The organism is Marinibacterium sp. SX1 (assembly GCF_050389775.1).
In the GTDB taxonomy this organism is placed as follows: domain Bacteria; phylum Pseudomonadota; class Alphaproteobacteria; order Rhodobacterales; family Rhodobacteraceae; genus Marinibacterium.
Genome location: NZ_CP177144.1, coordinates 4224890 through 4249958 on the forward strand (window position 1 = coordinate 4224890; position 25069 = coordinate 4249958).

Annotated in this window: 17 protein-coding genes; 8 read left to right on the forward strand and 9 right to left on the reverse strand. The window is 67.8% G+C overall.

What is annotated here, in order from left to right; genetic code table 11:
* Positions 1-39: 39 nt before the first annotated feature.
* The 8 genes from ACK3BB_RS19090 to ACK3BB_RS19125 all read right to left on the reverse strand — a co-directional run bounded on the left by ACK3BB_RS19090 (position 40) and on the right by ACK3BB_RS19125 (position 12770).
* Entirely contained in the window at positions 40-2868 is a 2829-nt protein-coding gene (locus ACK3BB_RS19090; protein WP_428926231.1) for a hypothetical protein, read from the reverse strand.
* A 3-nt stretch (positions 2869-2871) separates the two neighbouring features.
* The gene (locus tag ACK3BB_RS19095; protein ID WP_428926232.1) at positions 2872-4263 is read right to left on the reverse strand and encodes an alginate O-acetyltransferase AlgX-related protein; all 1392 of its coding nucleotides are present in this window, start codon (positions 4261-4263) and stop codon (positions 2872-2874) included.
* Positions 4264-4340: 77 nt separating this feature from the next.
* Positions 4341-5126, reverse strand: a complete 786-nt coding sequence (locus ACK3BB_RS19100) for a hypothetical protein (RefSeq protein WP_428926233.1) — start codon at positions 5124-5126, stop codon at positions 4341-4343.
* Complete coding sequence (locus ACK3BB_RS19105; RefSeq protein WP_428926234.1) at positions 5123-6697, reverse strand: NosD domain-containing protein; 1575 nt, start codon at positions 6695-6697, stop codon at positions 5123-5125. The genes ACK3BB_RS19100 and ACK3BB_RS19105 overlap by 4 nt, the downstream gene beginning before the upstream one ends.
* A complete protein-coding gene (locus ACK3BB_RS19110) occupies positions 6690-8183 on the reverse strand; it encodes a mannose-1-phosphate guanylyltransferase (protein WP_428926235.1) in 1494 nt (497 codons plus the stop codon). Before ACK3BB_RS19110 ends, ACK3BB_RS19105 begins: the two co-directional genes overlap by 8 nt.
* A 13-nt stretch (positions 8184-8196) precedes the next feature.
* Positions 8197-9948 (reverse strand): hypothetical protein, encoded by a 1752-nt coding sequence (locus ACK3BB_RS19115; protein WP_428926236.1) that lies wholly within the window; start codon positions 9946-9948, stop codon positions 8197-8199.
* Positions 9949-9962: 14 nt separating this feature from the next.
* Complete coding sequence (locus tag ACK3BB_RS19120; protein ID WP_428926237.1) at positions 9963-11444, reverse strand: glycosyltransferase; 1482 nt, start codon at positions 11442-11444, stop codon at positions 9963-9965.
* Positions 11445-11450: 6 nt separating this feature from the next.
* The gene (locus ACK3BB_RS19125) at positions 11451-12770 is read right to left on the reverse strand and encodes a nucleotide sugar dehydrogenase (RefSeq protein WP_428926238.1); all 1320 of its coding nucleotides are present in this window, start codon (positions 12768-12770) and stop codon (positions 11451-11453) included.
* Between the two features lie 461 nt (positions 12771-13231).
* Here ACK3BB_RS19125 and ACK3BB_RS19130 point away from each other — a divergent pair, with 461 nt between their 5' ends.
* The 8 genes from ACK3BB_RS19130 to ACK3BB_RS19165 all read left to right on the forward strand — a co-directional run bounded on the left by ACK3BB_RS19130 (position 13232) and on the right by ACK3BB_RS19165 (position 21123).
* The gene (locus ACK3BB_RS19130) at positions 13232-13705 is read left to right on the forward strand and encodes a hypothetical protein (RefSeq protein WP_428926239.1); all 474 of its coding nucleotides are present in this window, start codon (positions 13232-13234) and stop codon (positions 13703-13705) included.
* Between the two features lie 197 nt (positions 13706-13902).
* Positions 13903-15948, forward strand: a complete 2046-nt coding sequence (locus ACK3BB_RS19135) for an ABC transporter substrate-binding protein (protein WP_428926240.1) — start codon at positions 13903-13905, stop codon at positions 15946-15948.
* A 111-nt stretch (positions 15949-16059) separates the two neighbouring features.
* Positions 16060-17064: an ABC transporter permease gene (locus tag ACK3BB_RS19140; protein ID WP_428926241.1), complete on the forward strand. Its 1005-nt coding sequence runs from the start codon at positions 16060-16062 to the stop codon at positions 17062-17064.
* Between the two features lie 3 nt (positions 17065-17067).
* Positions 17068-18192 carry an ABC transporter permease gene (locus ACK3BB_RS19145; RefSeq protein WP_428926242.1) on the forward strand — a complete coding sequence of 375 codons (1125 nt, stop codon included), beginning with the start codon at positions 17068-17070 and terminating at the stop codon, positions 18190-18192.
* Positions 18189-19193: an ABC transporter ATP-binding protein gene (locus ACK3BB_RS19150; RefSeq protein ID WP_428926243.1), complete on the forward strand. Its 1005-nt coding sequence runs from the start codon at positions 18189-18191 to the stop codon at positions 19191-19193. The genes ACK3BB_RS19145 and ACK3BB_RS19150 overlap by 4 nt, the downstream gene beginning before the upstream one ends.
* Positions 19190-20053 carry an ATP-binding cassette domain-containing protein gene (locus tag ACK3BB_RS19155; RefSeq protein WP_428926244.1) on the forward strand — a complete coding sequence of 288 codons (864 nt, stop codon included), beginning with the start codon at positions 19190-19192 and terminating at the stop codon, positions 20051-20053. Before ACK3BB_RS19150 ends, ACK3BB_RS19155 begins: the two co-directional genes overlap by 4 nt.
* A 3-nt stretch (positions 20054-20056) precedes the next feature.
* A complete protein-coding gene (locus tag ACK3BB_RS19160) occupies positions 20057-20677 on the forward strand; it encodes a class I SAM-dependent DNA methyltransferase (RefSeq protein ID WP_428926245.1) in 621 nt (206 codons plus the stop codon).
* The gene (locus ACK3BB_RS19165; RefSeq protein WP_428926246.1) at positions 20677-21123 is read left to right on the forward strand and encodes a GNAT family N-acetyltransferase; all 447 of its coding nucleotides are present in this window, start codon (positions 20677-20679) and stop codon (positions 21121-21123) included. The genes ACK3BB_RS19160 and ACK3BB_RS19165 overlap by 1 nt, the downstream gene beginning before the upstream one ends.
* Before the next feature lie 371 nt (positions 21124-21494).
* Here ACK3BB_RS19165 and ACK3BB_RS19170 read toward each other — a convergent pair whose 3' ends face one another.
* Positions 21495-24899, reverse strand: coding sequence for a calcium-binding protein (locus tag ACK3BB_RS19170; RefSeq protein ID WP_428926247.1), 3405 nt, complete (start codon positions 24897-24899; stop codon positions 21495-21497).
* Positions 24900-25069 lie beyond the last annotated feature (170 nt).

The following is a 25069-nucleotide window of genomic DNA, read 5'->3' on the forward strand; positions in this document are numbered from 1 at the left end:
TCCCTGGGTCCGATCAAACCGCATCTGTTCCTCCTGTCGTTACGGGCTGGCCGCGCGGATCATGTGGGCCAGGTCGTCGGCGCGCGGATGGCTGGTCTGGGCGGCCCGGGCCAGCCAGTCCAGCGCCGCCGCGCGGTCGCGCGGGATGCCCAGGCCAAAGCCCATGGCAAAGCCCAGCTCGACCATGGCATCATCCTGTCCGGCCTCGGCGGCAACCTCCAGCCAGCGGGCCGAGCGCGCCAGGTCATCCGGCCCGCGCGCCGTGTCACGCAGGATCATGCCCATGGCAAAGGCCGCCCGGGCATCGCCGCTGTCGGCGCCGCGGCGAAAGACCTGGGCCAGATCGACCTGGCCGGCCACGATCTCGCGCACCTCGGGGCCGGCCTCGCGCCAGGCCGCAAAGGCCCAGGCCAGGTCATCGGCCTCCAGCCCGGCCACGATCTGGGCCGCGGCGGATTGCGGGGCATAGCTGGTCAGGTCGGGATCGCCGCTGAGCAGGAACAGCCGGCGATGGGCCGTGTCCCGGCCCTCGGCCCGGGCCCGTTCGGCCACCGCCGGGGCATCGGGCGCCCGGCCGTCTTCGAACCGGCCCATCTGGGCGTCGGACAGGCGCAGCTTGGACAGCACGTTGCCGCCCTCGATGGCCAGCCCGACCTGGCGCCAATGGTAGGACATCGCCGGCTTGGCGCTCAGCGCATAGGCCTCGCCCAGCTCGTCGCTGTCCTTGGTCCCGCAGGTCATGACCGACACGGCCCGGTCGATGTAATCGTCCAGTCGGTGTTCGCTGATGTAGGGAATGGCAAACATCAGGGCCAGGAAATCGCCGCGCTCCTCGATGACCTCGGCAAATTCGGCATAGACCGCGCCCTGGGGAATGCGATCGGCCCTCAGCCGGGCCAGCAGGCGGATGGCCGCCCCCTCGCCCCGGTTGCCCGCCCGTGTCAGCAGGTCGACGATCTCGGCGGCGATCTCGGGGTCGCGGCCATTGTCCTCGACCAGCGCCACGGCCAGGTCGAGCGCCGTGGTCACGCCGTTGTTCAGATAGATCCGCCGGAAGAACTCGATGGCCTGGGCCCGTTCGGCCGGGCTGGTGGCCAGTTCGAACTGCAGCTCGGCAAAGGCTTCGAGGGCCTGGTCGGAATTGTCCAGCCGGTCGGCCCAGTAGCGCAGGGCGACCAGCGAGGGCATGCCCCCCGATTGCACCCGCTGGGCCTGGTTGGCGATGGCCATGGGCCGGCCGACAACGGCCTGCGACTGGATGTGGGCGATGGTTTCAGGGTCCTTGTAGGGATCCAGCGCGATCAGGTCGGTGGCCGAAATGCCCACCAGCCGGTGCGAGGTATCCGCGTAAGCCCGGGCCCAGTGGTCGGCCTCGTCCCGGCGCGGGGCATCGTTGAGCTGGCAGCGATAGAGCGCGTCGAGCCGGTTCATTGCCGTCGCCGCGCCATGGCGATCGACCGCGTCGAGCAGCAGCGCCTCGGCGCGCTGGACCTGCACGCTGTCGTCGCGGTAGCGGATCAGCCGCTGGGCCAGCTTCTGCTTGCCGTCCGGGTCGTCGCGCCGGGCGGCCTCTTCGAGCAGGGCAATGATGTCGGTCTCGGCGGCCCAGCGGCCCCGGCGCACGGCAACCTCGTCGGCCAGCCGGGTAAAGACATGGCCGGGCGCCTGCGGCAGGGTGGCGATTTCCTCGAGATATTGGAGGTACAGGCTGTCGTCGTCGGCCGTCTTGCCGTCGATGTTGATGTCGAGCTGCAGGAAGGGGATCAGCGACCGCGCCGCCCGGTTGCCCTCGGCGCTGGGGTTCTCGCCCAGGATCGCGGCCACGTCGCCGGGCGTGATCTGGCCGCTGGCCGCCAGCATGTCGGCCTCGGCCGCCGTCACGTTGCGGCCCAGCCCGACGGCCCGGCGCAGGTAATGTCGCAGCTCTGCCGTGTCCTTGCGCTCGGCCGGGGCGTTGAGATGGTATTCCACCACCCGCCAGGCCGCTTCGGCCCCGCCCAGGTCGGCGGCAAAGCGGCGCCAGGCCAGGGCGATCTCGGGGTTGAAGGCCACCAGCTCACCCTTGAGATATTCCTCGGCGATGCGCTCGGCCCGGCGGCAGACGCTGGGCGTCATCTCGCCCAGCATGCCCCCGAAGGCCATGGTCACCGTCAGGTCCAGCGGCGCGGCCCAGCCGTCGACCATGCGGCCCCGGGCCTGCATGCTGGCGATCTCCAGCAGCGCCCCGGCATGGCCGCCATAGGCCGCATCGCGGATCATCTCCTGGGCCAGCGCCTCGTTGCGCGGCACGCCCAGGCCCATGCGGTAATATTGCGCCAGCCTGACCAGGTGGTTGTTGGCCAGGGCCTCGCGGTTGCGTTCCAGCCCGGCCACCAGCCCCGAGGCCGCCAGCGCGTCGAACCGTTCGGCCCGCTGGTAGAGATTGATCCGCGCCAGGGTTTCCTCGACCCCGGCAAAGCCCGGGTCGAGCTGGGCCTTGCGGGTGATCAGGGCATTGATGAAATCGAAGTAAAGGACGGCGTCGCGGCGCTGGTAGGTCAGGATGTCACCCGACAGGAAGCGGATGCGCTGCGCATCGGTCAGCTCTTCCTCGCCGCCCTCGGTGGTCAGGTCGGTCTGGCCCGTGGGCGTGGACGTGCGGTTGCACAGGTCCTGCGGGGCCATGTCGGGCGGCAGGAACGCCAGCGGCAGAGGTAGCGGCCGGGCCTCGGCCGGGGCGGTCTGGGCCGTGGCCGGCCCAAGGGGCACCGTCATCCCGGGCAGCACCAGGGCCGTGGCCAGCAGCAGGGCGGCCACCGGCCGGGGCGCTGTGGCAGGGCGGACCAGCGGTCGGGACGTGGCGGGACGGCGGAACAGCGGTCGGATCATGGCTCAGATCTCCTCGCAGAGGGTCAGGCGCGGCTGGCCGCCGATCGGCCCGTCGGTCACGATGTCGACGCGCGCCGCGCCTTCGGGCCAGAGCCCCGACAGGGGCATGGCCACCCGTGCGGTGGGCGCCTGGCGCGGATGGCGTTCGACAATGCGCGCGCGGGTTTCGCCGCGCACCGAGGTAAAGCGGAATTCCACCCGGTCCAGCGCCCGCCCGCCTGTGTCGAGCAACAGCGCGCCATGGCGCACCGGGCCGGACAGCTCGGCATAGACATTGCCGTCGCGGGCCTGCGACAGCGGCAGGTTCAGCCCGCAGGTCGCCGGCGCCCCGGCCAGGGTGATCAGCTCGTCCATCGGCCGGGCCCCATGACGGCCCAGGTTCAGCCAGACCGGGTTGGCCCAGACCAGCACCCGGGGCCGTTCGGCCGCAAAGGCCGCCGACCCCATGTAGGACGAGATCGCCCCGAAGGCATCGGCCAGGCGGTCCTCGCCCGGCACCATCGCCGCGGCCACGCCCATCCGCGCCTCGGCCGCCAGGAAGCTGGCCAGGCCCAGGGCCGGGTCGACGGCAATCTCGGTGCCCACGACAACCACCGGCGCGGCCTGGCCCAGCGGGCTGTTCGCCGTACCATGTCCAGTGCCATGGCCCGTGCCGATTGCCGCGGGCAGCAACACGCCCCCGCGCGTGGCCTCGATGATCGGCAGGCGCACGTCGGGCAGTTCGGCCACACAGCTGGATTGCAGGCGCATGCGCATGGCCGAAGGCAGCACGATCTCGCCCCTGCGGGTCACCTGCCAATCCTCGTCGGCGCTGTCGGCCATGACGGGCAGCGCGCGGATCTGCGCCGCGATGGCCAGGGCCAGGGCCTCGGCCCCGTCGGGGGTCAGCCGCGGATCGGCCTGGAACACCGGGTCCGCGCCGCGCAGGGCCTGCTGGCGCAGGGCCAGCCGGGCGTCGATGGCAGTGACACCGGCCTCGTCCAGCCGGCGCAACATCTCGCCATAGACCGACGCGGCGATCTCGGGGTCATAGCCCATGCGCACGGCCGAAGGCGGCACACGGTCGGGCATGGTCAGCGACTTGCTCGGCACCGGCACATAGATCAGCCGGGTGCCCTGTTCGGCCAGCCGGGCCGACAGCCGGGCCAGCTGGTCGATGCCCTGGTCGCCGATCCAGTGATAGCTGCTCAGGTCGGGGCCGAACCGGAAGAACATGCCCCCCGCGCCCTCGACGCTGGCCTGGGCGCCGGCCGTCAGGATGTCGCCACAGCCATAGCCGTCATCGGCCCGCGCCGCGCCGGCCCCCGCGCCAAGGCCCATGGCCGCGGCCAACAGCGCCGCCAGCCCGGCGCCCCCGCGCCGTCCTCTGCCCTTTCTCAAGGTCTTGCCCGTCATCTGCCCCACCTTTTTCTGGGCCGGCGGCATCTTGTCTTGCCTGTGCGCCGCTCGGCCGGGAAGTCAGTCCTGTTCTTCTATTCCATGCCGTAACGCTGCTCCATCAGCGTCAGCAGGTTCTCGGCCGTCGCCCGGGCGGCCAGGCTGTCGGCCCGGGCCGCCTGTTCCAGCAACCGGCGCGCCTCGGCCGTCTCGTCCGGGGTCATGCCCCCGCTCACGCCCTTTTCCAGTAGCGCCAGCGCCATGCGCAGTTCCAGCCGGCCGTCGGCATTCTGCCCGGCCTGTTCGATCATCCGGGTGCGGGTCTTGTCCGACAGCGCGCCGAACAGCCTGCCCTCGCCGTTGAACTCGGCCACGGCGTCCAGCGCCATGGTGTTGCCGCCCCAGGCTTGGCCGTAGAGCACCGAGATATACTTGCGCACCCGCGCTTCCGGCTCGCTGGCCGGGTCCAGTTGGCGCATGGCCGCGATCATGTCCGGCAGGGTCCAGATCCGGCCGGTGCCCACGGCGATCGCGGCGTAATAGGCAATGTCGGACGGCCGGGCACCGTCCTGGCCGATCAGCACCCGCGCATAGCGCTGCGCGGCCAGCCCGTCGCCCAGGTCGGCCAGCTCGCGCAGGGCGGCGGGCGGCAGGGCAATGCCGTCATGCATCTGGCGGCGCAACTCGCGCAGGCGGGCCGTCGGCACCTGGCGCATAGAACGCACGCCGGGGGTGATCACGACCGACACCTGGCGATCCTCGGCGCTGTCGGCCAGCGGCACGGGAATGGTCTGGGCCGTTGTGCCCACCGGAACGGCCAGGGCAAGGGCACTCAGGGCAAGGGCCGGCAGGACGGCCCTGGTGAACAGGCGTTGCATCATTGTCCTTCTCCGCCGCAGACGCCGGGCATCTGCGGCACGTCGGCCCGGCCGCCGGCGGTCAGCAGCACCGGTTCGCGGCCCTTGAGATCGCGGGCCACCACGGCATTGACCGGCACCAGGTCGCCGCTGACCAGCCGGGGCATCTGGCCGGTCAGGTCGTTGCCCATCAGCACGATCCGCTGCGCCGTGGCCGTGGCCAGCCCCTCGCCGTTGCCGGCCAGGATGTTGTGGGTCAGGTGGGTGACCGCGCCCTGCGGCTGGCCGGAAATCCAGATCGCCGAACTGTGCGATCCGCTGATCAGGTTGCGATGGACCAGCGTGCCCCGGCTCTCGCGCACCTCGATTCCCTTCTGGCGCCCGTCCAGGGCGATGTTCATGGCCACGTGGCCGCAGGATGTGCGCAGGAACTTGATCGCCGCGCCCTCGCGCCGCCAGATCACGTTGCCCACCACGCGCACCCGGTCGCTGCCCTGGCCGATCAGGATGCCCGCCCGGCGCCCGCCCAGCAGCATGTTGCCCGACAACACCGCGTCGCCGGTGCCGTCCAGCAGGCGGATGGAATTGGTCGGCGCGCTGCCGTGGAACAGGTTGCCCTGCACCCGTGCGCCGGGCGCCCGCGACAGGCGCAGGGCATTGTCGCGCACGTCGTGGAACCGGTTGTCCAGAACCCGCGCCCCCGGCGTGCCACTCAGTGCCAGCGACACCACCCGGTCCAGCCGGCTGCGTTCCACCCGGCTGATGCCCAGCGGCCGCATGAAGGGATGCGCCGCAACCGACACGCCCGAGAACTTCTCGGTCCAGCCAAAGCCCAGCCCGTGGACCGAGCTGTCTTCCATGATCAGCCGGCCGCCGCCGGCGACGGTCAGGAAGGGCACGAATTCGGTGCTGTGCGGATTGGCCCCGCCGGTCACGCTCAGCTCGGTGCCGCGGATCTCGACCTGGCCCAGGCTGATGACAAAGGCCCCGCCCGGACGGCTGAGGGCCAGCCGGGTGCCCGGGTCGAGCCGCAGCAGCGTGTCCTCTTCCAGGACCACCGGCCGCACCAGCACCACGCCCCCGCCGCCGCCCGGGGCGGATACCCCGCCGGGCGCGGCCGGGCGCAGGGCGCCGGCGGCCTGCAGGTCGGCCAGGGTCACGATGCCCGACCGGAAGGACAGGACCTGGCTGTCGGCCCCGCCCGGGGCGGCCAGCACGTCGCCGTTGTCCTCGTCGGAATAGCTCTGGCTCAGGATGGCCAGGGGCAGGCGCAGATCGCTGGTCCCGGCCATGGCCGGGCGGTCGGGCACCGTCAGGCGCACCGGGCGTTCGGGCGTGGCGATCCGTTCCTCGGCCGCCAGCTGGCCCGACAGGTGATCCAGCCCGTGGCGCGTCAGCAGGTCCGACAGCGACCGGCCCGCGGCATGGGTGTCGCGGGACAGCGCGCTGTCGAGCGCCCCAAGCCGGGCGCGCAGGTCATCGACCCGCGCCCCGGTCCGGTTGCCGGTCGCAGCCGCAAGCGGCAGGGCCGCCGCCAGGGACAGCGCCGTTGCCAGCGCCGCCCACAGGGTCCCTGCCCGCCCGGCCCTAGCCATGACCGACGACGGTCAGGGCCGGATCGGCCACCGCGCCCGGCATGGCCGGGCCGCGCGTCTCGACATTGACGTAGAGCAGCTCGACCTGCATGTCGCCGGCGTTCTCGACCCGGATCGGGCCGTTGGCATCGCCATAGATCCGGCCGCCTTCGGACACCGTCTTGGACCAGCCGGCCCCGGTGACATGGACCGTGCCATGCACGATGATCACCTGGCGCGTGGCCGGGCCGGCCGGCAGGTCCAGCGCCTGGCCCACGGCGATCTCGCCCATTCCCAGGTTGAACCGGTCCGATTGCAGTGCCGCGGCCCCGGTGTCGGTGGCCACGTCCAGCGTGATCGGCGCGACCGGCGGGACGATCTCGGCATGGCGCTCGGTCTCGGGCCGGGCCTGGGCCTTGAGCGTCTCGACGATGTGCTTGACGTTCTGGGTGGCATCCATGTGGGCCACCAGCAAGGCGTCGGGCGTGTCGATCACCACGACATCGGACAGGCCGACGACACTGACCAGCCGGGTATCGGCCCGCACCATCGTCTGCGACGCGCCATGGGTGACCACGTCGCCCTGCAACACGTTGCCGTTGCGGTCGCGCGGCGAGATCTCGTACATCGCCCGCCACGAGCCGACATCGTCCCAGGCCACGTCGAGCGGCGCCAGGGCAATGCGATCGGTGCGTTCGAACACCGCCTGTTCGGTCGGCTGCTTGGCCGCCATGCGGAAGGAATCGCCTTCCAGGAAGACCCCGTCCCTGGTCCGCTCGGCCTTGTCCAGCGCGGCGGCCACATGGCCGTGGGTTGCCGGGTCGAACCGGGCATATTCGGCGTCGATCGTGGCCGCGGCGAACATCGACAGGCCCGAGGCCCAATAGGCTCCGCCGCTGGCGATCAGCTTCTCGGCCTCGGCGGCGGGCGGTTTCTCGACAAAGCTGCCGACCTTGCGCAGCACGCCCTGGCCGTCATCCTCGGCCTCCAGCGCGCCGGCATCGATGATGTAGCCAAAGCCCGTCTCGGCATAGCGCGGCGCGATCCCGAAGGTGACGATCCGTCCTGCCCTTGCCCCCGCAAGGCAGGATACGATCGTCCGCGTCAGCGGCCCTTCGATCACGTGATCGGCCGGGATCACGACGACCACGGCCTCGGGATCCTCTTCCATCAGCAGCCGCGCGGCGGCCAGGACGGCCGGCCCGGTGTTGCGCCCCATCGGTTCGCACAGGATGCGCCCGCCCGACTGGATCTCGCGCAGCTGGCGCGCCACGGTGCCCCGGTGCTGGGCGCCGGTGACGATGCAGGGCTCGTGGTACTGCGCCCCCCGGTGCCGCTGCACGGCGGCCTGGAAGAACGTCAGGCTGTCCGGCCCGCTGATCCGCTGGAACTGCTTCGGGCTGGCCGTGCGCGACAGCGGCCACAGCCGCGTACCGGTCCCGCCGCAGATGATCAGCGGATAGATGCGACCCGGCGGGGCATTGGACTGGGCAAGGTCTTGGGACATGGGGGGCAGCTCCTCAATTGATCCCGATACGGTGAAGCAGGTTCGGCGTGATGCGCAGCCGGGCCGTCTGGCCGATGTCGGCATCGCTGAGCGCCGAAGGGTCGGTGGCCCGCAGGGTGACGGGCAGGAACATGTCGCCGGCCAGGGTGGCCGCGCGGGTGGCGGCCGTGGGCACGGCCTCGACCTGCACCGAACGCCCGCCGGCAAAGTCCAGCCACAGGGCATCGCCGTTCATCGTGCGCGACAGGCCCTTGACCGACATCATCGTGTTCATGGTCGGGCCGGCCTCGGGCTGGTAGACCGTGGCGATCAGGTCGGCCGGCAGGACCGTCGTGCCCGCCGTGACGCCGGGCTGCATGTCGATCTCGCAATCGCAGGGCATCTGGAAGTTCAGCACGTCGCCGGTATTGGCATTGACCGAGAAGACCACCTCGCCCTGCCCGGCCGCCGGGTTGACGAAGCCGATCTGGCCGCCGACCGTGGCCTTCATCTGCTGGCCGGCCCGGTCGATGAAGACCGGGTGCATTTCCTGGCCGGTGGTGTAGCGGTTGAAGACGATGACCGCCGCGGCCAGGGCGATCACGGCCGACAGGCCAAGGACCGAGATCGACCGGATCCGTTCACGCCGGCCCTGGGCGGGCGTCGGCGCGGGCTTGGCCTGTTTCGGAGCGGTCGGGCCGGTATAGGCCAGCATGCCGTTCATCGAGACGACATCACCGGCGATGTAGCTGTTGATGACATAGCGCAGCTGCGGCAGGTGATCGCCGGTGGGATCGGTGAATTGCACCACGACCTGGCCGTCGGGCGCTTCCTGCAGCACCGTGACCTCGGGTTCGAGGGTCAGGCCAAAGCCGGAATAGCGCATCAGCACGCTGGCCAGGTGGCGGCCGCCGGTGCCCAGCCGGGCGCCGCCCTCGGCGCGCAGGACCATCTGCGTGACCGAGATCGCCTCGCCGGCATAGCTGTGCCCGTCGATGACCACGCTGAACGGGATGGCCAGCAGCGGATGTTCCTTTTCCAGTCCGAAATCCGCCGGCAGCGCCGGGGCGGGTTGGACCGCAGGCGCGGCCTGTGCGGCGGGCGCTGCGGGGGCGGCCTGTGCGGCGGGGGTGGGCTGTGCCGTAGGCGCGGGCTGTGCCGGGGCCGGAGCCGGGGCATGTGCAGGCGCGGCTTCGGCCGGGGCGGCGGATGCCGTGGCGCCGACGACGGGCGGCGTGCCGGCAAAGACATGGCCGGCCGGTTCGGGCGGCACGGTCGGCTCCGGCTGAAGCTGGGGCATCGCCCGCCCGGACATCTCCTGGCGCGGCTCCTGCTGCGGCGCATAGGCCGGTGCGGGAGCGGCATCGCGCGCCGGTTCGCGCGCTTGCTCGTAGGACGGGTCATAGGACGGCTCGCCGGCCGGGCGGGCCGGCTGGCCCGACCGGTGCAGCACGCGCCCCTGGGGCGCCTGCGGAGCCGGGCGCGGTGCGGGCCCGGCGTGATGGGGGTCATAGACCGGCTGCTTGGCCGGCGGCGCCTGAGGCGGCTGCGGTGCTTGCGGCGCCTGGGGCGCGTGCGGCGCCGGCTGCGGCTGGGCCATGGCCCGGGCCACGCTCTCGGCCAGCCCGCCATGGCGTGCGCCGCCCTGGGGGCCGGCCTGGCTCTCGTCGGCCCATTGCCCCTGGTTCAGTTCTTCGACGGTCAGCGCACGCCTGCGCGCGCCCTCGCCCTGCTGGTTCTGCCCCGACAGGGCATTCATCCGGTAGATTTTCGTTGCTTCCGACACGGTGCGCCCCAACCCTATTCGACGGTGTTCAGAAAAAGGATCGCCAAGGCCAGAAACGTCAGGGCGACCGAGTGATGTGCCAGCGATTCCCATTGCTTGACACGGTCGAAGAGCGACGTGGTGGAACCGCCCGACGACGAAGATTGCCTGGTCCACTTCTGCCGGTCGAGCCGGAAGAAGACATAGGTCTTGAGCATCGCACCGAAGACCTGGCTGAAATACAGGACCAGCGGATGGGTGACCGGGAACCATGTCCCGTTGAAGACCGAGATGATCGCGCAGAAAACATAGCGCGTCAGCATGACCCACCCCAGGTACAGCGGGATCACGTATGGCGTGTGCAGGACAGCCGTGAACAGCACCGACAGCGGGCCGACAAGGGTTGTCCACATCGACACCTTCTGGTCGAGGATCGACCACCAGGTGAAATAGCCGATGCGGGCCGGCGACTGGCGCAGGGCGCGGCCGTTGGTGCGCATCATGTTGCCGAACCAGCGGATCATCAGCGTCTTGGCGCTGTCGACAAAGCCGGGCTTGGGCTGGGTCTCGACCGATTCCGACTGCACGTCGGGCAGGTAGATCGTCTGGTAGCCATGGGTCAGCAGCCAGTACCAGGTCGACTTGTCGTCGCCGGTCAGAAAGTCGACACGGCCCAGCCGCCAGTGATCCAGGTAATCCTGCCCCACTCCGCGGATGAACCCCGGATCGGTGGCCAGCGAGGCGCGAAAGACCGACAGGCGGCCGGTCAGGGTCAGCACGCGCTTGCTCAGGCCCATCGACGACATCATCACGTTGCGCTGGTGAAAGCGCAGGTCGAACCAGTCGCGGAAGAGGCCCCTCTCATCGATCAGCGCCGCCTCGTCGGTGGTCAGGGCACCGACCTGCGGATCCGAGAACACCGGCGCCGATTGCGCCCACAGGTCGTCCGGCGGCGCGGTGTCGCCGTCGATGAAGACCATGATGTCGTGCTGGGTGGGATGGAAGGTGGCCAGGATGCGCAGGGCCTTCATCATCGCGTCGCGCTTGCCGTTGGCCTTGATCCGATCAATCACCAGCCGGGTGTTCGACAGGTCCTCGCGCGAGGTCTCGTAGATCTGGCGGATCAGCCGTTCGTCCGCCCCGTCGACCACCGAGGCCACGATCGTCGCCCCGTCGCGCGCATTGGCGCAGGCCGCGAAGAGACGGCGATAGACCATCAGCGTGACCTCGGGATCGACCATGTAGGACGTGATCATCACGTACATGTGCGACCGCGCGCCGATGGCCTCGAAACCGCGCTGGTACGCGGCCTTGCGGCGCGGCCAGGCCCAGAGCCGGTAGACGAACGCCCGGCCGAAGTTGATCATCGCCCAGCTGTAGCGCCACATCCCCAGGAACCCGACGATGAACAACGTCTTCGTCGTATCCTGGAGATCGCCCAGAAAGCCCATCGGGACCATCGCGAAGAGCAGCGCGATGGTCGAGAAATAGGCGATATGGGTCAGCGCAAGCGTCATTGGTCCTTACCAGCAGATGCCCTGGTAGCCGCCGGCCGAGACCAGGTCGCGGTGCAGCCGCGTCAGGTCCAGCACCTTGCGGGTCTGGGCGGCCTCTTTCAGGCGCTCGACGGTTTCGTTGTAGTAATTGCCGACCAGCACGGCCCCGGCATCGTTGATCAGCTGGTCCAGGTCGCCGACGAGGCGCTGTTCCAGGTCCGGCACGCCGTCGTTGCCCCGGCCCGCCCCGGGCGTGCCCAGGTCATAGGCCTCCTTGACGAAGGGGTCGTAGATATCGACCTCGATGCCCTTGTCGATCAGCCGCGCGGCCAGCGAGATCAGCGGGCTTTCCCGCAGGTCGTCGGTGCCCGGCTTGAAGGAAATGCCGACAAAGCCGACCTTCTTCGCGCCGCTTTCGATGACCATTTCCTCGGCCCGCGCGATCTGGGCGGCATTGGCTTCGAGCACGGCGTTCAGCAGGTGGGCCGGCGTGTCCTGGCTGGCCGCCAGGTGGCGCAGGGCGCGCACGTCCTTGGGCAGGCACGACCCGCCAAAGGCAAAGCCCGGGCGCATGAAGTATTTCGACAGGGCGACCTTTTCGTCGGAACACAGGATTTCCATCACCGTCTGGCCGTCGATGCCGTTGGCCTTGGCGATGTTGCCGATCTCGTTGGCAAAGGTCACCTTGACCGCCCGCCAGGTGTTGGACGTGTATTTCACCATCTCGGCGGTGCGGATGTCGACCTTGTGGATGTCGCAGGGCAGGCCCGCGTTCAGCTCTTCCAGCAGTGTTTCGGTGCGCGCGTCCAGGCTGCCGAAGACGATCAGGCCCGGGTCGTGGTAATCGGCAATGGCCGTGCTCTCGCGCAGGAATTCCGGGTAGTAGCCCAGGCCGATCTGATCACCGACCGTCTTGCCCGAGGACCGTTCCAGCGCCGGGATGCAGGCGCTTTCGGTCGAACCGGGCACGATCGTCGAGCGGATGACAACCGAATGGAACCCGTCCTTGTCGCGGAGCGCCCGGCCGATGACCTCGCAGACGCTTTCGACATAGGACAGCCCGACCGAACCGTCCTCGGCCGAAGGCGTGCCCACGCAGACGATGCTGAGATCGGTGGCCGCGATGGCCGCCTCGGCGTCGGTCGTGGCCCGCAGGCGGCCGCTGGCCACCATCTCGCGGGTCAGCGCGTCGATGCCGTTTTCCACGATGGGCGACTGGCCCGCCTTGATCGCGTCGACCTTCCCCTGGTCAACGTCGACCGCGATGACGTCATGGCCACTTTTCGCCAGGCAAGCCGCCGACACGGCGCCGACATAGCCAATGCCGAAGACACTGATCTTAACCATTTCCTGCCTCATTTTCGGCGCTTTTCAGACACGCCTGTGTTTGAGTTGAGCTAATCCGGGCGGAGTTAACCAAGCAACTGATTTATTGAACTTCGGGCGTTAACCGCTTGGTTACCTGTGCTTTGTCGGAAACATTTCGGACCGGCCATGGGCGCAAATATGGCAGGATTGTGTCAATTTGCCCGCGTTAACATTGTGGAAAAATGCGTTTCACCAAGTGAAACAAATTTATGACGTTTACGGTCTTAACCAAGCGGCCGACAGCAACCGGCGAGAATCGGCCGAGAATTCCGCGAGGGCTGGAACCGATGATTCGCATGCCTAGATCGGGGGTGTCCGGGCCCGGCCAAAATCGCGCCAACAGACCGGACAGCCCCGACCGAGCCCGACAACTTGTCCCGCCAGGTACAAATGAAAAGGTGACCACCTCTCCCGGTGCTCCGATGAAAGGACCCCACGACATGACCTTCGGCTTCCGCTGTCCTCCCCTGGCAGCCGCCTCGCTGATCGCCCTGCCCCTGGCCGCCACTGCCCTCACCCCGGCCCTTGCCGCCGACATGCCCGCCCAGGTCGAACAGGTCGTCCGCGACCTGGACCTGAGCGATGTCGACTACCGGCCCGACCCGCGCGGCACGGACCTGACCGGCCAGCTGCCCGACGGGTCGTTGGTGCGCATCGATTTCCACGACCGCGGCCGCGAAGAGCTGGAAGAGATCGAGGCCCATGGCCGCGATGCCGTGCCGCTGAGCCAGGTGGCCGCCGTGCTGCCCGAAGGGCTGCTGGCCGCCGGGCCGATCGGCCCCGATGACGGGTTCTACGAGATCGATTTCGATGACGATGGCAGCGTCGACATCGAAGGGCTGACGGCCGATGGCCGCCGCTTCGATGCCGAATACGACCGCGCCGGCCGTCTGGACGAGCTGGACTACGACTGATCCCCTGCCCGACCGCCGCGCACCCCGGCGCGCCGGGCATCGGGCGGGTTTCAGCACAGAATTCAGGCGCAGGCCCCGCCGGGCCGCGCCGTCACCGTGGTGCATGGGGCTGGCCGCTTCCCCTGGGGCAGTTCCTTTACAAAAGTGTCGTTCAGGGCCGTTAGGCCCCAATATCAACGACAACAGGGGGATGTACGATGACACGTACCTTCATGACCACCACGGCGATGCTGCTGCTCGCCACCACCGCCGCACGGGCCGCCTGCCCGGCCATGACCATGGCCGACGACCAGGGCATCGCGCCGGGCGCCTTTCCGCAGCAATACGACCTGGCCGAATACGAGGCCGCGGCGGGCTGCGAGATGGCATTCTCGGAAAACCCCGAGATCGCCGATCTGAACGGCGCCATCCAGGGCAACCCCGACCTGCCCCCGCTGGCCGAGCGCCTGCCCGAGGAACCGCTGGTTGTCGTGCCCTATGAGGCCGTCGGCACCTATGGCGGCACCTTCGACGCGCTGTCCAATGCCACCGAGGCCGGCACTTCGGATTTCCTGTCGGTGCGCCACGTCAACCTCGTGCGCTATTCCGACGACCTGGCCACCATCGTGCCCAACGTGGCCAAATCCTGGGAATGGAACGACGATTTCACCGAGCTGACGGTCACCCTGCGCAAGGGCCACAAATGGTCCGACGGCGCGCCCTTCACCTCGGAAGACGTGCGCTTCTACTTCGAGAACCTCGCGCTTGATCCCAACATCATCGAAAAGCCCAAGGATTACGTGCTGGCCGGCGGCGAGCCGATCGAGGTCGAGATCGTCGACGACCAGACCTTCACCCTGAAGCTCGCCGCGCCCAAGCCCGGCCTGCTCGCGCATTTCGCCACGTCTTATGCCCAGCCCTTCCAGCCCGCGCATTTCCTCGGGCTCTATCACCCCGCCCTGGCCGACGATGCCGATGCCAAGGCGCAGGAGCTGGGCTATGAAAACGGCTATGCCCTGATCAACGCCTATTATGGTGCGTCCGACTGGACCGACACGCCGACGCCGATGCTGCGCGATCCGGCCCAGGCCGAGGGCCTGCCCTATGGCACCCAGCCCACGCTGGAAAGCCACATCTACATCACCGACACGACCGAAGGCCGCAAGCTGGTGGCCAACCCCTATTTCTTCCAGGTCGACACGACGGGCCAGCAGCTGCCCTATATCTCGCGCCAGGACGAGCTTTACAAGAACGACAACGAGGTGCGCATCCTCGCGCTGGTCAACGGCGAGGTCGATTACAAGTCGCAATCGCTGCAGCTGCCCTCGGCGCCGATCCTGCTGGAGAACCAGGAAAAGGGCGGCTACACGATCCAGCTGAAGCCGACCATCGCCCTGCCCTCCTTCTCGTTCAACGTGACCTCGCCCGACGAGACCAAGCGCGCGCTGTTCAACGACGTGGCCTTCCGCGAGGCGATGTCGCTGGCCATCAACCGCGACGAGCTCAACGAGATCGCCTTCTTCGGGCTGGGCACGCCCCAGACCTACCTGGGCTTTTCGCCCGTCCCCGATTTCGCGGCCGAATTCGTCGATGCCGGCACCGGCTATGATCCCGACACGGCCATGGTCGCGCTGGACGGGCTGGGCATGGTCGATGCCGATGGCGACGGGTTCCGCGACCTGCCGAACGGCGAGAAGATCACGCTGAACCTGCAATTCACCACCCAGGGCATCGGTGGCGAGGTCGTCGAGCTGGTGGCGCAATACTGGTCCGACGTGGGCGTGGCCACGACGGTCAAGGAAGTCACCCCCGATGAATACCGCGCCGCGCAATCGGCCAACGAGCTGGACGTGCAGATCTGGCAGCAGGGCACGCCCGTGGCCATCGCGCTGGGGTCGTCGGAACGCTTCGTGCCGCCCTACGGGTCCTATTTCGACCACCGCGTCGGCATGGGCTGGGCCGAGTGGATCGACAGCGAAGGGGCATCCGGCATCGAGCCGCCGCAATACGCGATGGACATGATCGCCGACATCGACGCCTTTCAGCAGGCCGTGCCCGGATCGGCCGAAGCCGCCGAGATCGGCAAGCGGATCGCCAAGAACTTTGCCGACAGTTACCTGTTCATCGGCACGGTCAACGCGCCCGCCCCGATCTATGTCCGCAACGGGCTGAAGAACGTGCCCGAGTTCCAGACCTGGAGCTACGAATACTACCGGACCTACCCCTATCGTCCGACCCAGTGGTTCCTGGCCGAGGACAACTGAGCCTTTAACTTGTGCAAATGATCCGGGGACCGGGTGGCCAGGCCATCCGGTCCTTGATCCGAGGGGCCGGCCTCTGGAACGCTCGGCCCGAACAGGGACGCGCAGGATTCCATGGCCAATTTCATTCGTTTCGTCGCCATTCGCGCGGCTCTTGCCATCACGACATTGCTTCTGGTGTCGCTGATCGTCTTCTCGCTGATGGAAATGGTGCCCGGCGATTGTGCCGAACGCTACCTGGCCTACAAGAACACCCAGGGCCAGAACCTGACCCGCGACGACATCGAGGCCGAACGTTCGCGCCTGGGCCTGGACCGGCCGTTCATGGTGCGCTGGGGCAGCTGGGTGGCCGGGGCCTTTGTCGGCGAGTTCGGTGAAAGCTGCATCCTGCGGGTCGGCATCAGCCAGCTGCTGGGCAACAAGTTCCTGATCTCGGCAGCGATCTGCTTTGCCTCGCTGTTGCTGGCCTACCTGATCGCCATACCCGTGGGCATCTATGCGGCCTCGTCACGAAACCCGTTCATCAACAACCTTCTGCGCTTCGTCTCCTACCTCGGCCTCGCCATGCCGAATTTCCTGCTGGCCCTGATGATCATGCTGGTCTCGACCGTCTGGTTCGGGGATTCCATGTCGGGGCTCTTTTCCAAGGAATTCCGCGATGCGCCCTGGTCGATGGCCAAGCTGCTGGACTTCCTGTCGCGCGCCTGGCTGCCGGTCTTCATCTTGGGCTGGTCGGCCACCGCCTTTGCCCTGCAGACCGTGCGGGCCCTAATGCTGGATGAAAACGACAAGCTTTACGTCACCGCCGCCCGCGCCCGTGGGCTCTACGGCCGCCAGCTGCGCTGGCGCTACCCGGCGCGCCATGCGCTGGGGCCGATCGTCAATTCGCTGGGCTTCGATCTCAACCGCATCTTCAACGAATTGCCCATTGTCGCGGTGATCCTGACCCTCACCGAGGCCGGATCGCTGCTGCTCGAAGCGCTGGCCCGGTCGAACGACCAGCAGCTGGCCGGAGCGATCATCTTCCTTCTGACGGCCACCATCGTCACGCTGAACTTCGTCACCGACATCGCGCTGGCCTTCATCGACCCGCGGGTCCGCAAATCGGTGATGGGGTAACACATGACGGCAACCATCGACCGCAAGCGGCGCGAAGCCTATTACACCGCCTCGCAGCGCCAGCTGATCTGGGCGCGGTTCCGGCGCAATACCTCGGCCATGATCGCCGCCGGGGTTCTGCTCTTCCTGATCCTGCTGGGGCTCTTTTCCGATTTCGTCGCGCCCTATGACCCGACCATTGCCGGGGCCGACAAGGAATATACCAACGGCGCGCCCCAGGTGCCGCAATTCTGCGACCACAACGGCTGCTCCGCCAGGCCCTTCATCTACGGCATCAAGCGCGAACGCTCGATCGAGACGAATTTCCGCTGGGTGACCTCGATCGACACCGAAGACCGGCATTACATCCGGTTCTTCGTCCAGGGCGATCCCTACCGCATGTTCGGCATTCCCGGCTCGCTGCATCTGTTCGGGGTCGAGGACGGCTATGTCCATCTCTTCGGCACCGACGACCTGGGCAAGGACATCTTCAGCCGCACCCTGCATGCCATCGAAACCTCGATGGCCGTGGGCACGCTGGGGGTGCTGATCTCGTTCGTGATGGCGCTGATCATCGGTGGCGTAGCGGGCTATTTCGGGGGGATCACCGACGCCATCCTGCAGATGATCACCGATGCCATCCGCACGGTGCCCGCGATCCCGCTCTTCATGGCGCTGGCAGCCTTCGTGCCGGATACATGGTCGGCCGAACAGAGGTTCTTCTTCATCTCCATCATCCTGGGCTTCATCGGCTGGCCGACGCTGGCCCGCCGGGTGCGCACGCACCTGCTGGTCGAGCGCAACCAGGAATATGTCCTGGCCGCCCGGCTGTGCGGCGCGTCCCCGGGCCATATCATCGCCCGCCACCTGCTGCCGTCCTTCACGTCCTATATCATCGTCGACCTGGTGATTTCGTTTCCCTACATGGTGCTGTCGGAAACCGCGCTGTCCTTCATCGGCCTCGGGCTCAAGGACCCGGTGACCTCGCTGGGCGTGCTGCTGCAGAACACCACCTCGGCCGACGTGCTGCTGAACTACCAATGGTATTTCATCCCCGTCCTGTTCTTCATCGCCCTGGTCATGGCCTTCGTCTTTGTCGGTGACGGGCTGCGCGATGCCGCCGATCCCTATGCGGAGGCCCGCAAATGACCCTGCTCTCGGTTCAGGACCTCGACATCAAGTTCCGCACCGACGAGGGCCTTGTCACGGCCGTCGACGGCGTGTCCTTCGACATTGCCCCCGGCGAGGTGCTGGGGCTGGTCGGCGAAAGCGGTTCGGGCAAGTCGGTGACGGCCAAGGCCCTGATGCAGCTCAACGGGCGCAACACGGTCTATGGGCCGGGCAGCCGGATCAGCCTGGACACCGGCGGCGCCACCCCGCTGGACGTGCTGGCGCTGAAACGGGAACGCGACATGCGCCCGATCCGGGGCGGCGCGATCTCGATGATCTTCCAGGAGCCGATGGCCAGCTTTGCCCCGGCGATCACCGTGGGCAACCAGATGGTCGAACAGCTGCTGATCCACACCGACATGTCCAAGCGCGAGGCCCGCGACTATTCCATCCACATGCTGGACCGCGTGGGCATCACCGAGCCGGCCCGGCGCATCGATCAATATGTCTTTGAATATTCGGGGGGCATGCGCCAGCGCGCCATGATCGCCATGGCCCTGTCCACGAAACCCAGGCTGCTGATCGCGGATGAGCCCACCACCGCGCTCGACGTCACGATCCAGGCGCAGGTGCTCGACCTGATGTCGGAACTGGTCGCCGAATTCGGCATGGGCATCCTCTTCATCACCCATGATCTGGGCGTCATCGCCCAGGTGGCCGACCGCGTGGCGGTGATGTACCTCGGCCGGATCATGGAGATGGGCCCGGTCCGCGATGTCATCCGCCACCCCGCCCATGCCTATACCCAGGGCCTGCTGCGCGCCCTGCCCCAGCTTGACGATCTCGACGCGCCGCTGGTGCCGATCCCCGGTGATATCCCCTCGCCGCTCGAACGCCCGTCGGGCTGCGTCTTCCACCCGCGCAACCCGACGCTGCGACCGGGCTCGCGCTATGAAACCGAAGTGCCGCCCCTGTCCGAGGTCGCCCCCGGCCATGTCGCCGCGCTCTTTCCCGAAGACATCCCGGAGCGCCGCGCATGACCCGCCCCCTCGTCAGCATCGAGAACCTGACCGTGTCCTTCCCGCTGGGCCGGCGGCTGCTGGGCAATGCGCCCGAGCTGAAGGCCGTGAACAACGTGTCGCTGGCCATCCCCCGGGGCGGGTTCGTGGGGCTGGTGGGCGAAAGCGGATCGGGCAAGACCACCCTGGGCCGGGCCATCCTGAAGGCCGCGCCGATCACCGGCGGCCAGATCATCTATGACGACGGGCGCAACCAGTTCGACGTCGGCGCCATGAGCCGGCGCCAGGAAAGGGCCTATCGCCGCCATGCCCAGCTGATCTTTCAGGATCCCTATGCCGCGCTGTCGCCGCGCATGACCGTGCGCGACATCATCGCCGAGCCGATCGAGCTGCTGGGCCTGACCAAATCGCGGGCCGAGACCGACGAGATGGTCCGCGACATCGCCGCCAAGTGCCGGCTGAACCTGGAACACCTGCGCCGCTATCCCCATGCCTTTTCCGGCGGTCAGCGCCAGCGCATTTCCATCGCCCGCACCCTGGCCGCCCGGCCCGATTTCGTCGTGGCCGACGAATGTGTCGCCGCGCTCGACGTGTCGATCCAGGCCGATATCCTGAACCTGCTGAAATCGCTGCAACGCGATCTCGACCTGACGATCCTGTTCATCAGCCATGACCTGTCGGTCGTGGCCCATGTCTGTGATCACGTGGCTGTCATATATCTGGGCGAGATTGTCGAAGCCGGCCCGACCCGGCAGCTCTTTGCGAACCCGCAGCACGATTACACCAAGGCCCTTCTGGCCGCGATCCCGTCGCTGGATCCCGACGCCAAGTCGCGGATCCCGCAGTTCGAACGCGGCCGGCCGGCCGTGACGAAAGACTGACCCATGCCCGATTACGACCTGGACCGCGCCTACGAGATCAAGGGCCCGGAAAGCGCCCGCGAGCTCTATGGCAAATGGGCGGCCACCTATGACGACAGTTTCGCCGACGATTGGGGCTTTGTCGCGCCGCAGCGCATCGCCGAGCTGTTCCTGGCCGAAAGCGACGGCAACACGCCAATCCTCGACATCGGCGCCGGCACCGGGCTGGTGACCGAGCACCTGCGCGGCGAAACCGTCGATGCCTTCGACATCACCCCGGAAATGCTGGACGTGGCCCGGACCAAGGGCCTCTACCGCGATCTGATCCAGGGCAACCTGCTGGCCCCGCTCAAGCTGGACGATGCATCCTACGGCGGGGTGATTTCCTGCGGGACCTTCACCCATGGCCATGTCGGCCCGGCCTGTTTCCCCGAATTGCTGCGCGTCGTGCGGCCCGGCGGGCTGTTTGTCTGCGGCACGATCCCGGCGGTGATGGATGGCATGGGCTTCGGCTCGGCGCTGGCCACGATGCAGGCCCGCGGCCAGATCACGCCCCTGCGCTTTGCCGAGATCGAGATCTATTCCAACAAGGACCATCCCCATGCCGATGACCGCGGGCTGGTCATGATCTTCCGCAAGTCCTGATGCTGACCCCTGCCCGGCCCGACGAGGCCCCTGACTTTGCCGCCCTGCTGACGCTGGCCTTCACCGACTATGCCCGCGACATGGGACGCGCCGCGCCCGGCCCCTATGATTGGGTACCCGACCGGCTGGCCCGGGGTGAAGGCTTCTGGCTCGGCGAGCGGCGCGAGGGCGTGGCGGTGATCCACCTCGACGGGCGGATCGCCCGGCTGGACATGCTGGGCATCCGCCCCGGGGCGCAGGGCGGCGGGATGGGCGCCCGGGCGGTGGCCGCGATCGAGGCGCATCTGCGCGATCTGGGCGCCACGGCCCTGCACCTGCAGACGGCCCAGCGGTGCACCCGGTTGGTGGCCTTCTATTCGCGCCTGGGCTTTCGCGTGAACGGCGTGGGCCCGCACCGGGACGGGCTGGACGACCGGTTGCGGGTCTACATGGTCAAGCGGCTCTGATCCGGTCGGCGGGCTGGCGCCCCCACGGGCCGCCATGTGATCCGGCCGGCCGCGCAGGGCACGCCAGGCGCGCAAGGATCGGTCGCGCCCCAAAGTCCTGTTGCCCAATAAGGGCCGTTCTGGCCCGCCCGGCTGGTCCAACGGCGCAAGGCCCGGCTGGATCGGCCCGGCCCAATCAGGCCCGATGAAAGCAATCAGCCGCGTGGGGACAAACCTACCCCGCCGGCCCCGACCAGCGCCGCCGATCCCATCCAGCCCGATAGCCCCCCAAACCAACCAGAGCCACCGGGCCCGACACGGCCCGCCACACTCAAACAGGTCCGACGGTCTTTATCGGCCCCGCCAATCCCAACCGGCCCGGCATAGTCCGGTCAGGCAAAGACGAAATTGGCCGGGTTCAGCAGCTGGCGATAGGTGAAATCGCCCTTCACCAGGATCGTGCCATGGCCGGCCACGGTCACGTAGAACCCGCCGTCATCGCCGTGGTTGGCCTTGATCACCAGGTCGTCGACCGAGGTCACATCCTCGAAGTCCAGCTCGATGACATCCTCGCCCACGGTGAAATCCTCGATCGTGTCGCCGGTCGAAATCTCGTCCTCGGCATAGACAAAGGTGTCGTGGCCGGTCCAGCCGGTGGCCTTGTCGGCCCCTTCGCCGCCCTGGATCGTGTCCCAGCCCACGCCCCCGTTCAGCTCGTCGTCGCCCTTGGCCCCGATCAGCGTGTCGGCGCCCTTCTGGCCTTTCAGCACGTCGTCGCCCTGGTTGCCCGACAGTTTGTCGTTGCCCTCGCCGCCCTCCAGCAGGTCGTCACCGCCCCAGCCATAAAGCCGGTCGTTGCCCTCGCCCCCGTAGAGCCCGTCCGCCCCGAGATCGCCGGTCAGCTTGTCGTTGCCCGCCTGGCCATAGATCAGGTCGTCGCCCTCGCCCCCGGCCAGGTCGTCGGCCCGGCTGGTGCCATGGATCACCCGGTCGTCGATCGCATCGCCGATGTCGCTCCCGTCGCTATCGGACAGGTAGAAGGTCAGCTCGACCATCTCGTAGGGCCGCAGGTCGAATTCCAGCTGGGTGCTGTCGACCTCGTAATCGGTCAGCTCGCCCCGCGTGTCATGTTCGCCGTAATAGAACCGCTCGCCCCCGACGATCAGGTAGGGCGCCTCGACCTTGCCCTCGCCCTGGACGAAATGCACCCCGTCCGAGCTGGTGTTGGTCTGATCCATGCTGACCCGCACGGCCTTGGCGCTTTCGAACTCGGGCAGGACCGACGACAGGTCGAGGTCGATATGGGTCTCGGCCGCCACCCGCGAGGCGACGTAGAACACCATCTTGTCGTCGTCGTGATAGCCGTTGATCTCGACCGTGCCATCGGCGCCGGTGTAATCCAGCGCCAGGTTTTCCATGCCCGGAAGGCTCTCGCGCATCAGCTCGTAGGTCGCCGAACGCACGGTGTTGACCATCCGCCCCTCGTCATCCAGCAGCACGCTGTCGCCCGAAGCCCCGGCCAGGTCGGTTGTCGTGTTGTGCTGGATCGCCCAGATATGGGCCGTGTCGGCGCCCAGGGTCACGGCATATTCCATCTGTTCGGAAAACGCCCCGGTGTATTTCAGCCCGTTCTGCGCCAGGTTCGTCGTCTTGAGGTTCCATTCCGTCAGGTAGAGATCGAGGTCCTTGTCGAAATTCTCGTCCCAGACGGCGTAATCGACATCGATGTTGTTCACCTCGAAACTGCCGCGTTCGAAGATGTCGAGCTTTTCGTTGTAGTAGTAATGCTCGATCACCCCGTCGATGGCCTGTTTCGACTGGGCGTCCAGCGTGTCGATGATCTGCTGGTTGGCCGCTTCGACCCGGGTCAGGAAGCCCCGGTCGTCGACCGAAACGTGGAATTCCGACCCGGCATTGGGCGTGGCCATCTGCACGATGATCTGCGGTTCGTCCTCGGCCGCCACCCCGGCCGCATCAAGGCCCTTGAGGATGGCGTCGATGGCGATGTTGGCCTTGGTCGCATAGGCCGTCTCGCCCATTTCCCAGTATTCGTTGCCGATCTCGAACGCATGGACGACATCGCCGTAATCGGTCATCACCGCTTCGGTGAAACGCTGGATCTGGGGGGCGAAATCCTCGTAATCCTCGGTGTCGAGGAACTTGGTCGGGATGACCAGCGTGACCATCTTGGCATCCGACGTGTCGCCATCGCCATCGGGGTCGCGGGCCCAGTCGAGGAAATCGGTCAGCTCGGGGCGCAATTCGCGTGCGCCGTCCTCGTTGCGCACCATCTTGACGACGTTGAGCCATTCGACCCGGTCATCGGCGGCATCCTGGCCATCGCCCTGGCCGGCCGGAAAGCGGATGTGATCCTGGTCCAGCTCCTGCACGGCATCGATGAAAGTGTCGATCGGGTCGCCCTGGTCGGTGTTGACCTTGTAGACCGCGTTGGCCCCGAACAGCCCGTCTGACACGATGTTGCCCGTGAAGGTCGCGCCGGTGACATCGATATCCAGCGTGCCGGTGGCATCGACGCCCCCCAGGGCGAAATCGGCAAACGAGATCCGCTGCGCCGCATTGGCCGTGGCCGTCGCGGCGGCGGCCGAGACCTCGGCGCCGTTGCCGTCCTCCTGCGCATCGCCCTGGGTCGGCGGCGTGGTGTCGCCGAACTGGGCCTCGTAGGCGTTCAGCGCGAAACCGGTGTCCAGCGCCACGGCCACGACCCGGCCGTCGTAGAGATAGGCCAAGGCATCGTAATCCGAGACCTCTTCGACGACCAGGTTGGCGGCCAGGTCGTCGGCCGGGATGTCGCTGCCGTCGGGCGCGATGAACTGCAGGTTGTCGCCGATGACCAGCCCGCCATCCAGCACATCGGTGACCAGCACCACCGGATCGGCCTCGGCGCTGTCCGAGATCACCACGCGGAAGATGTCGTTGCCCTCGCTGTCGGGCACCAGCAGGCCGTCTTCGAGGCGCACGTCGACCAGGTAATCGCCGTCGTCGCCGGTCAGGATGTCGTCGCCGGCCCCGCCCGAGACCAGGTCGAAATCTTCCGACGGGCCGCTGATCTCGCGGGCGTCGATCCGGTCGTTGCCCAGCCCGCCGTCGAGGTAATCGGTGCCGTCGCCGCCGACGATCACGTCGTCGCCGGCCGCGCCTTCGAAATAATCGTCCTTGTTGTCGTAGAGATCGCCGATCAGGATGTCGTCGCCCTCGAGCCGCGACACCACGGCGGGCGAGAAATTGGCCACCCAGACCGACTGGGTGTTCAGCACGTCGGCATCCTGGCCCAGGATCGTGGCCACGTGCCTGTCGTTGTAATAGAGATCCGCGCCCGTGCCGTCTTCGCTGGCCTCGGCGATCAGCCCGGCTTCGAGCACGCCGCGATAGCTGACGACCTGCCCCGCGCGATTGACGAAGACCACACGGTCGGGCTGGTCCTCCAGGTCGTCGAGCGCGAAATCGAGGTCTTCGATGATGACCGGATCGGCGTCGTCATCGCCGATGACGATCTCGAAGAGATCGGTGCCCGCCCCGCCCGACAGCACGTCGCCATTGTCGCCGGCCAGCACGTCGTCGCCGGCCCCGGCCTCGATCCGCACCGGGGCGGTCTCGGCGGGCGTGATCCCGTCGCCTTCGGCCACGCCGCTCAGAACATCGGTGCCATCGGTGCCGGTGATCACCTCGACCGGTTCGCCGCCATTGCCATCGGTGTCGGTTTCGGATGTGTCGTCATCGTCGCTACCGACATGGACGAAGGCCGCCGCGCCCATGGCGGCGAGAAAGAGAAACGCCAATGGCCCCAATGTCGGATCCCCCGGAAGGTCTTGCGTGTTGTCCGTTGCCGGAGGGCCCTACCCGACGCCCCGGTTAACCAACATTTTATGTACCGTGTGCGGGTTTGGAAACAAAAACACGCCCCATGCGGCTGCGACGCCGGGGCGCAAGGGGGATGGCCGGGGCAACC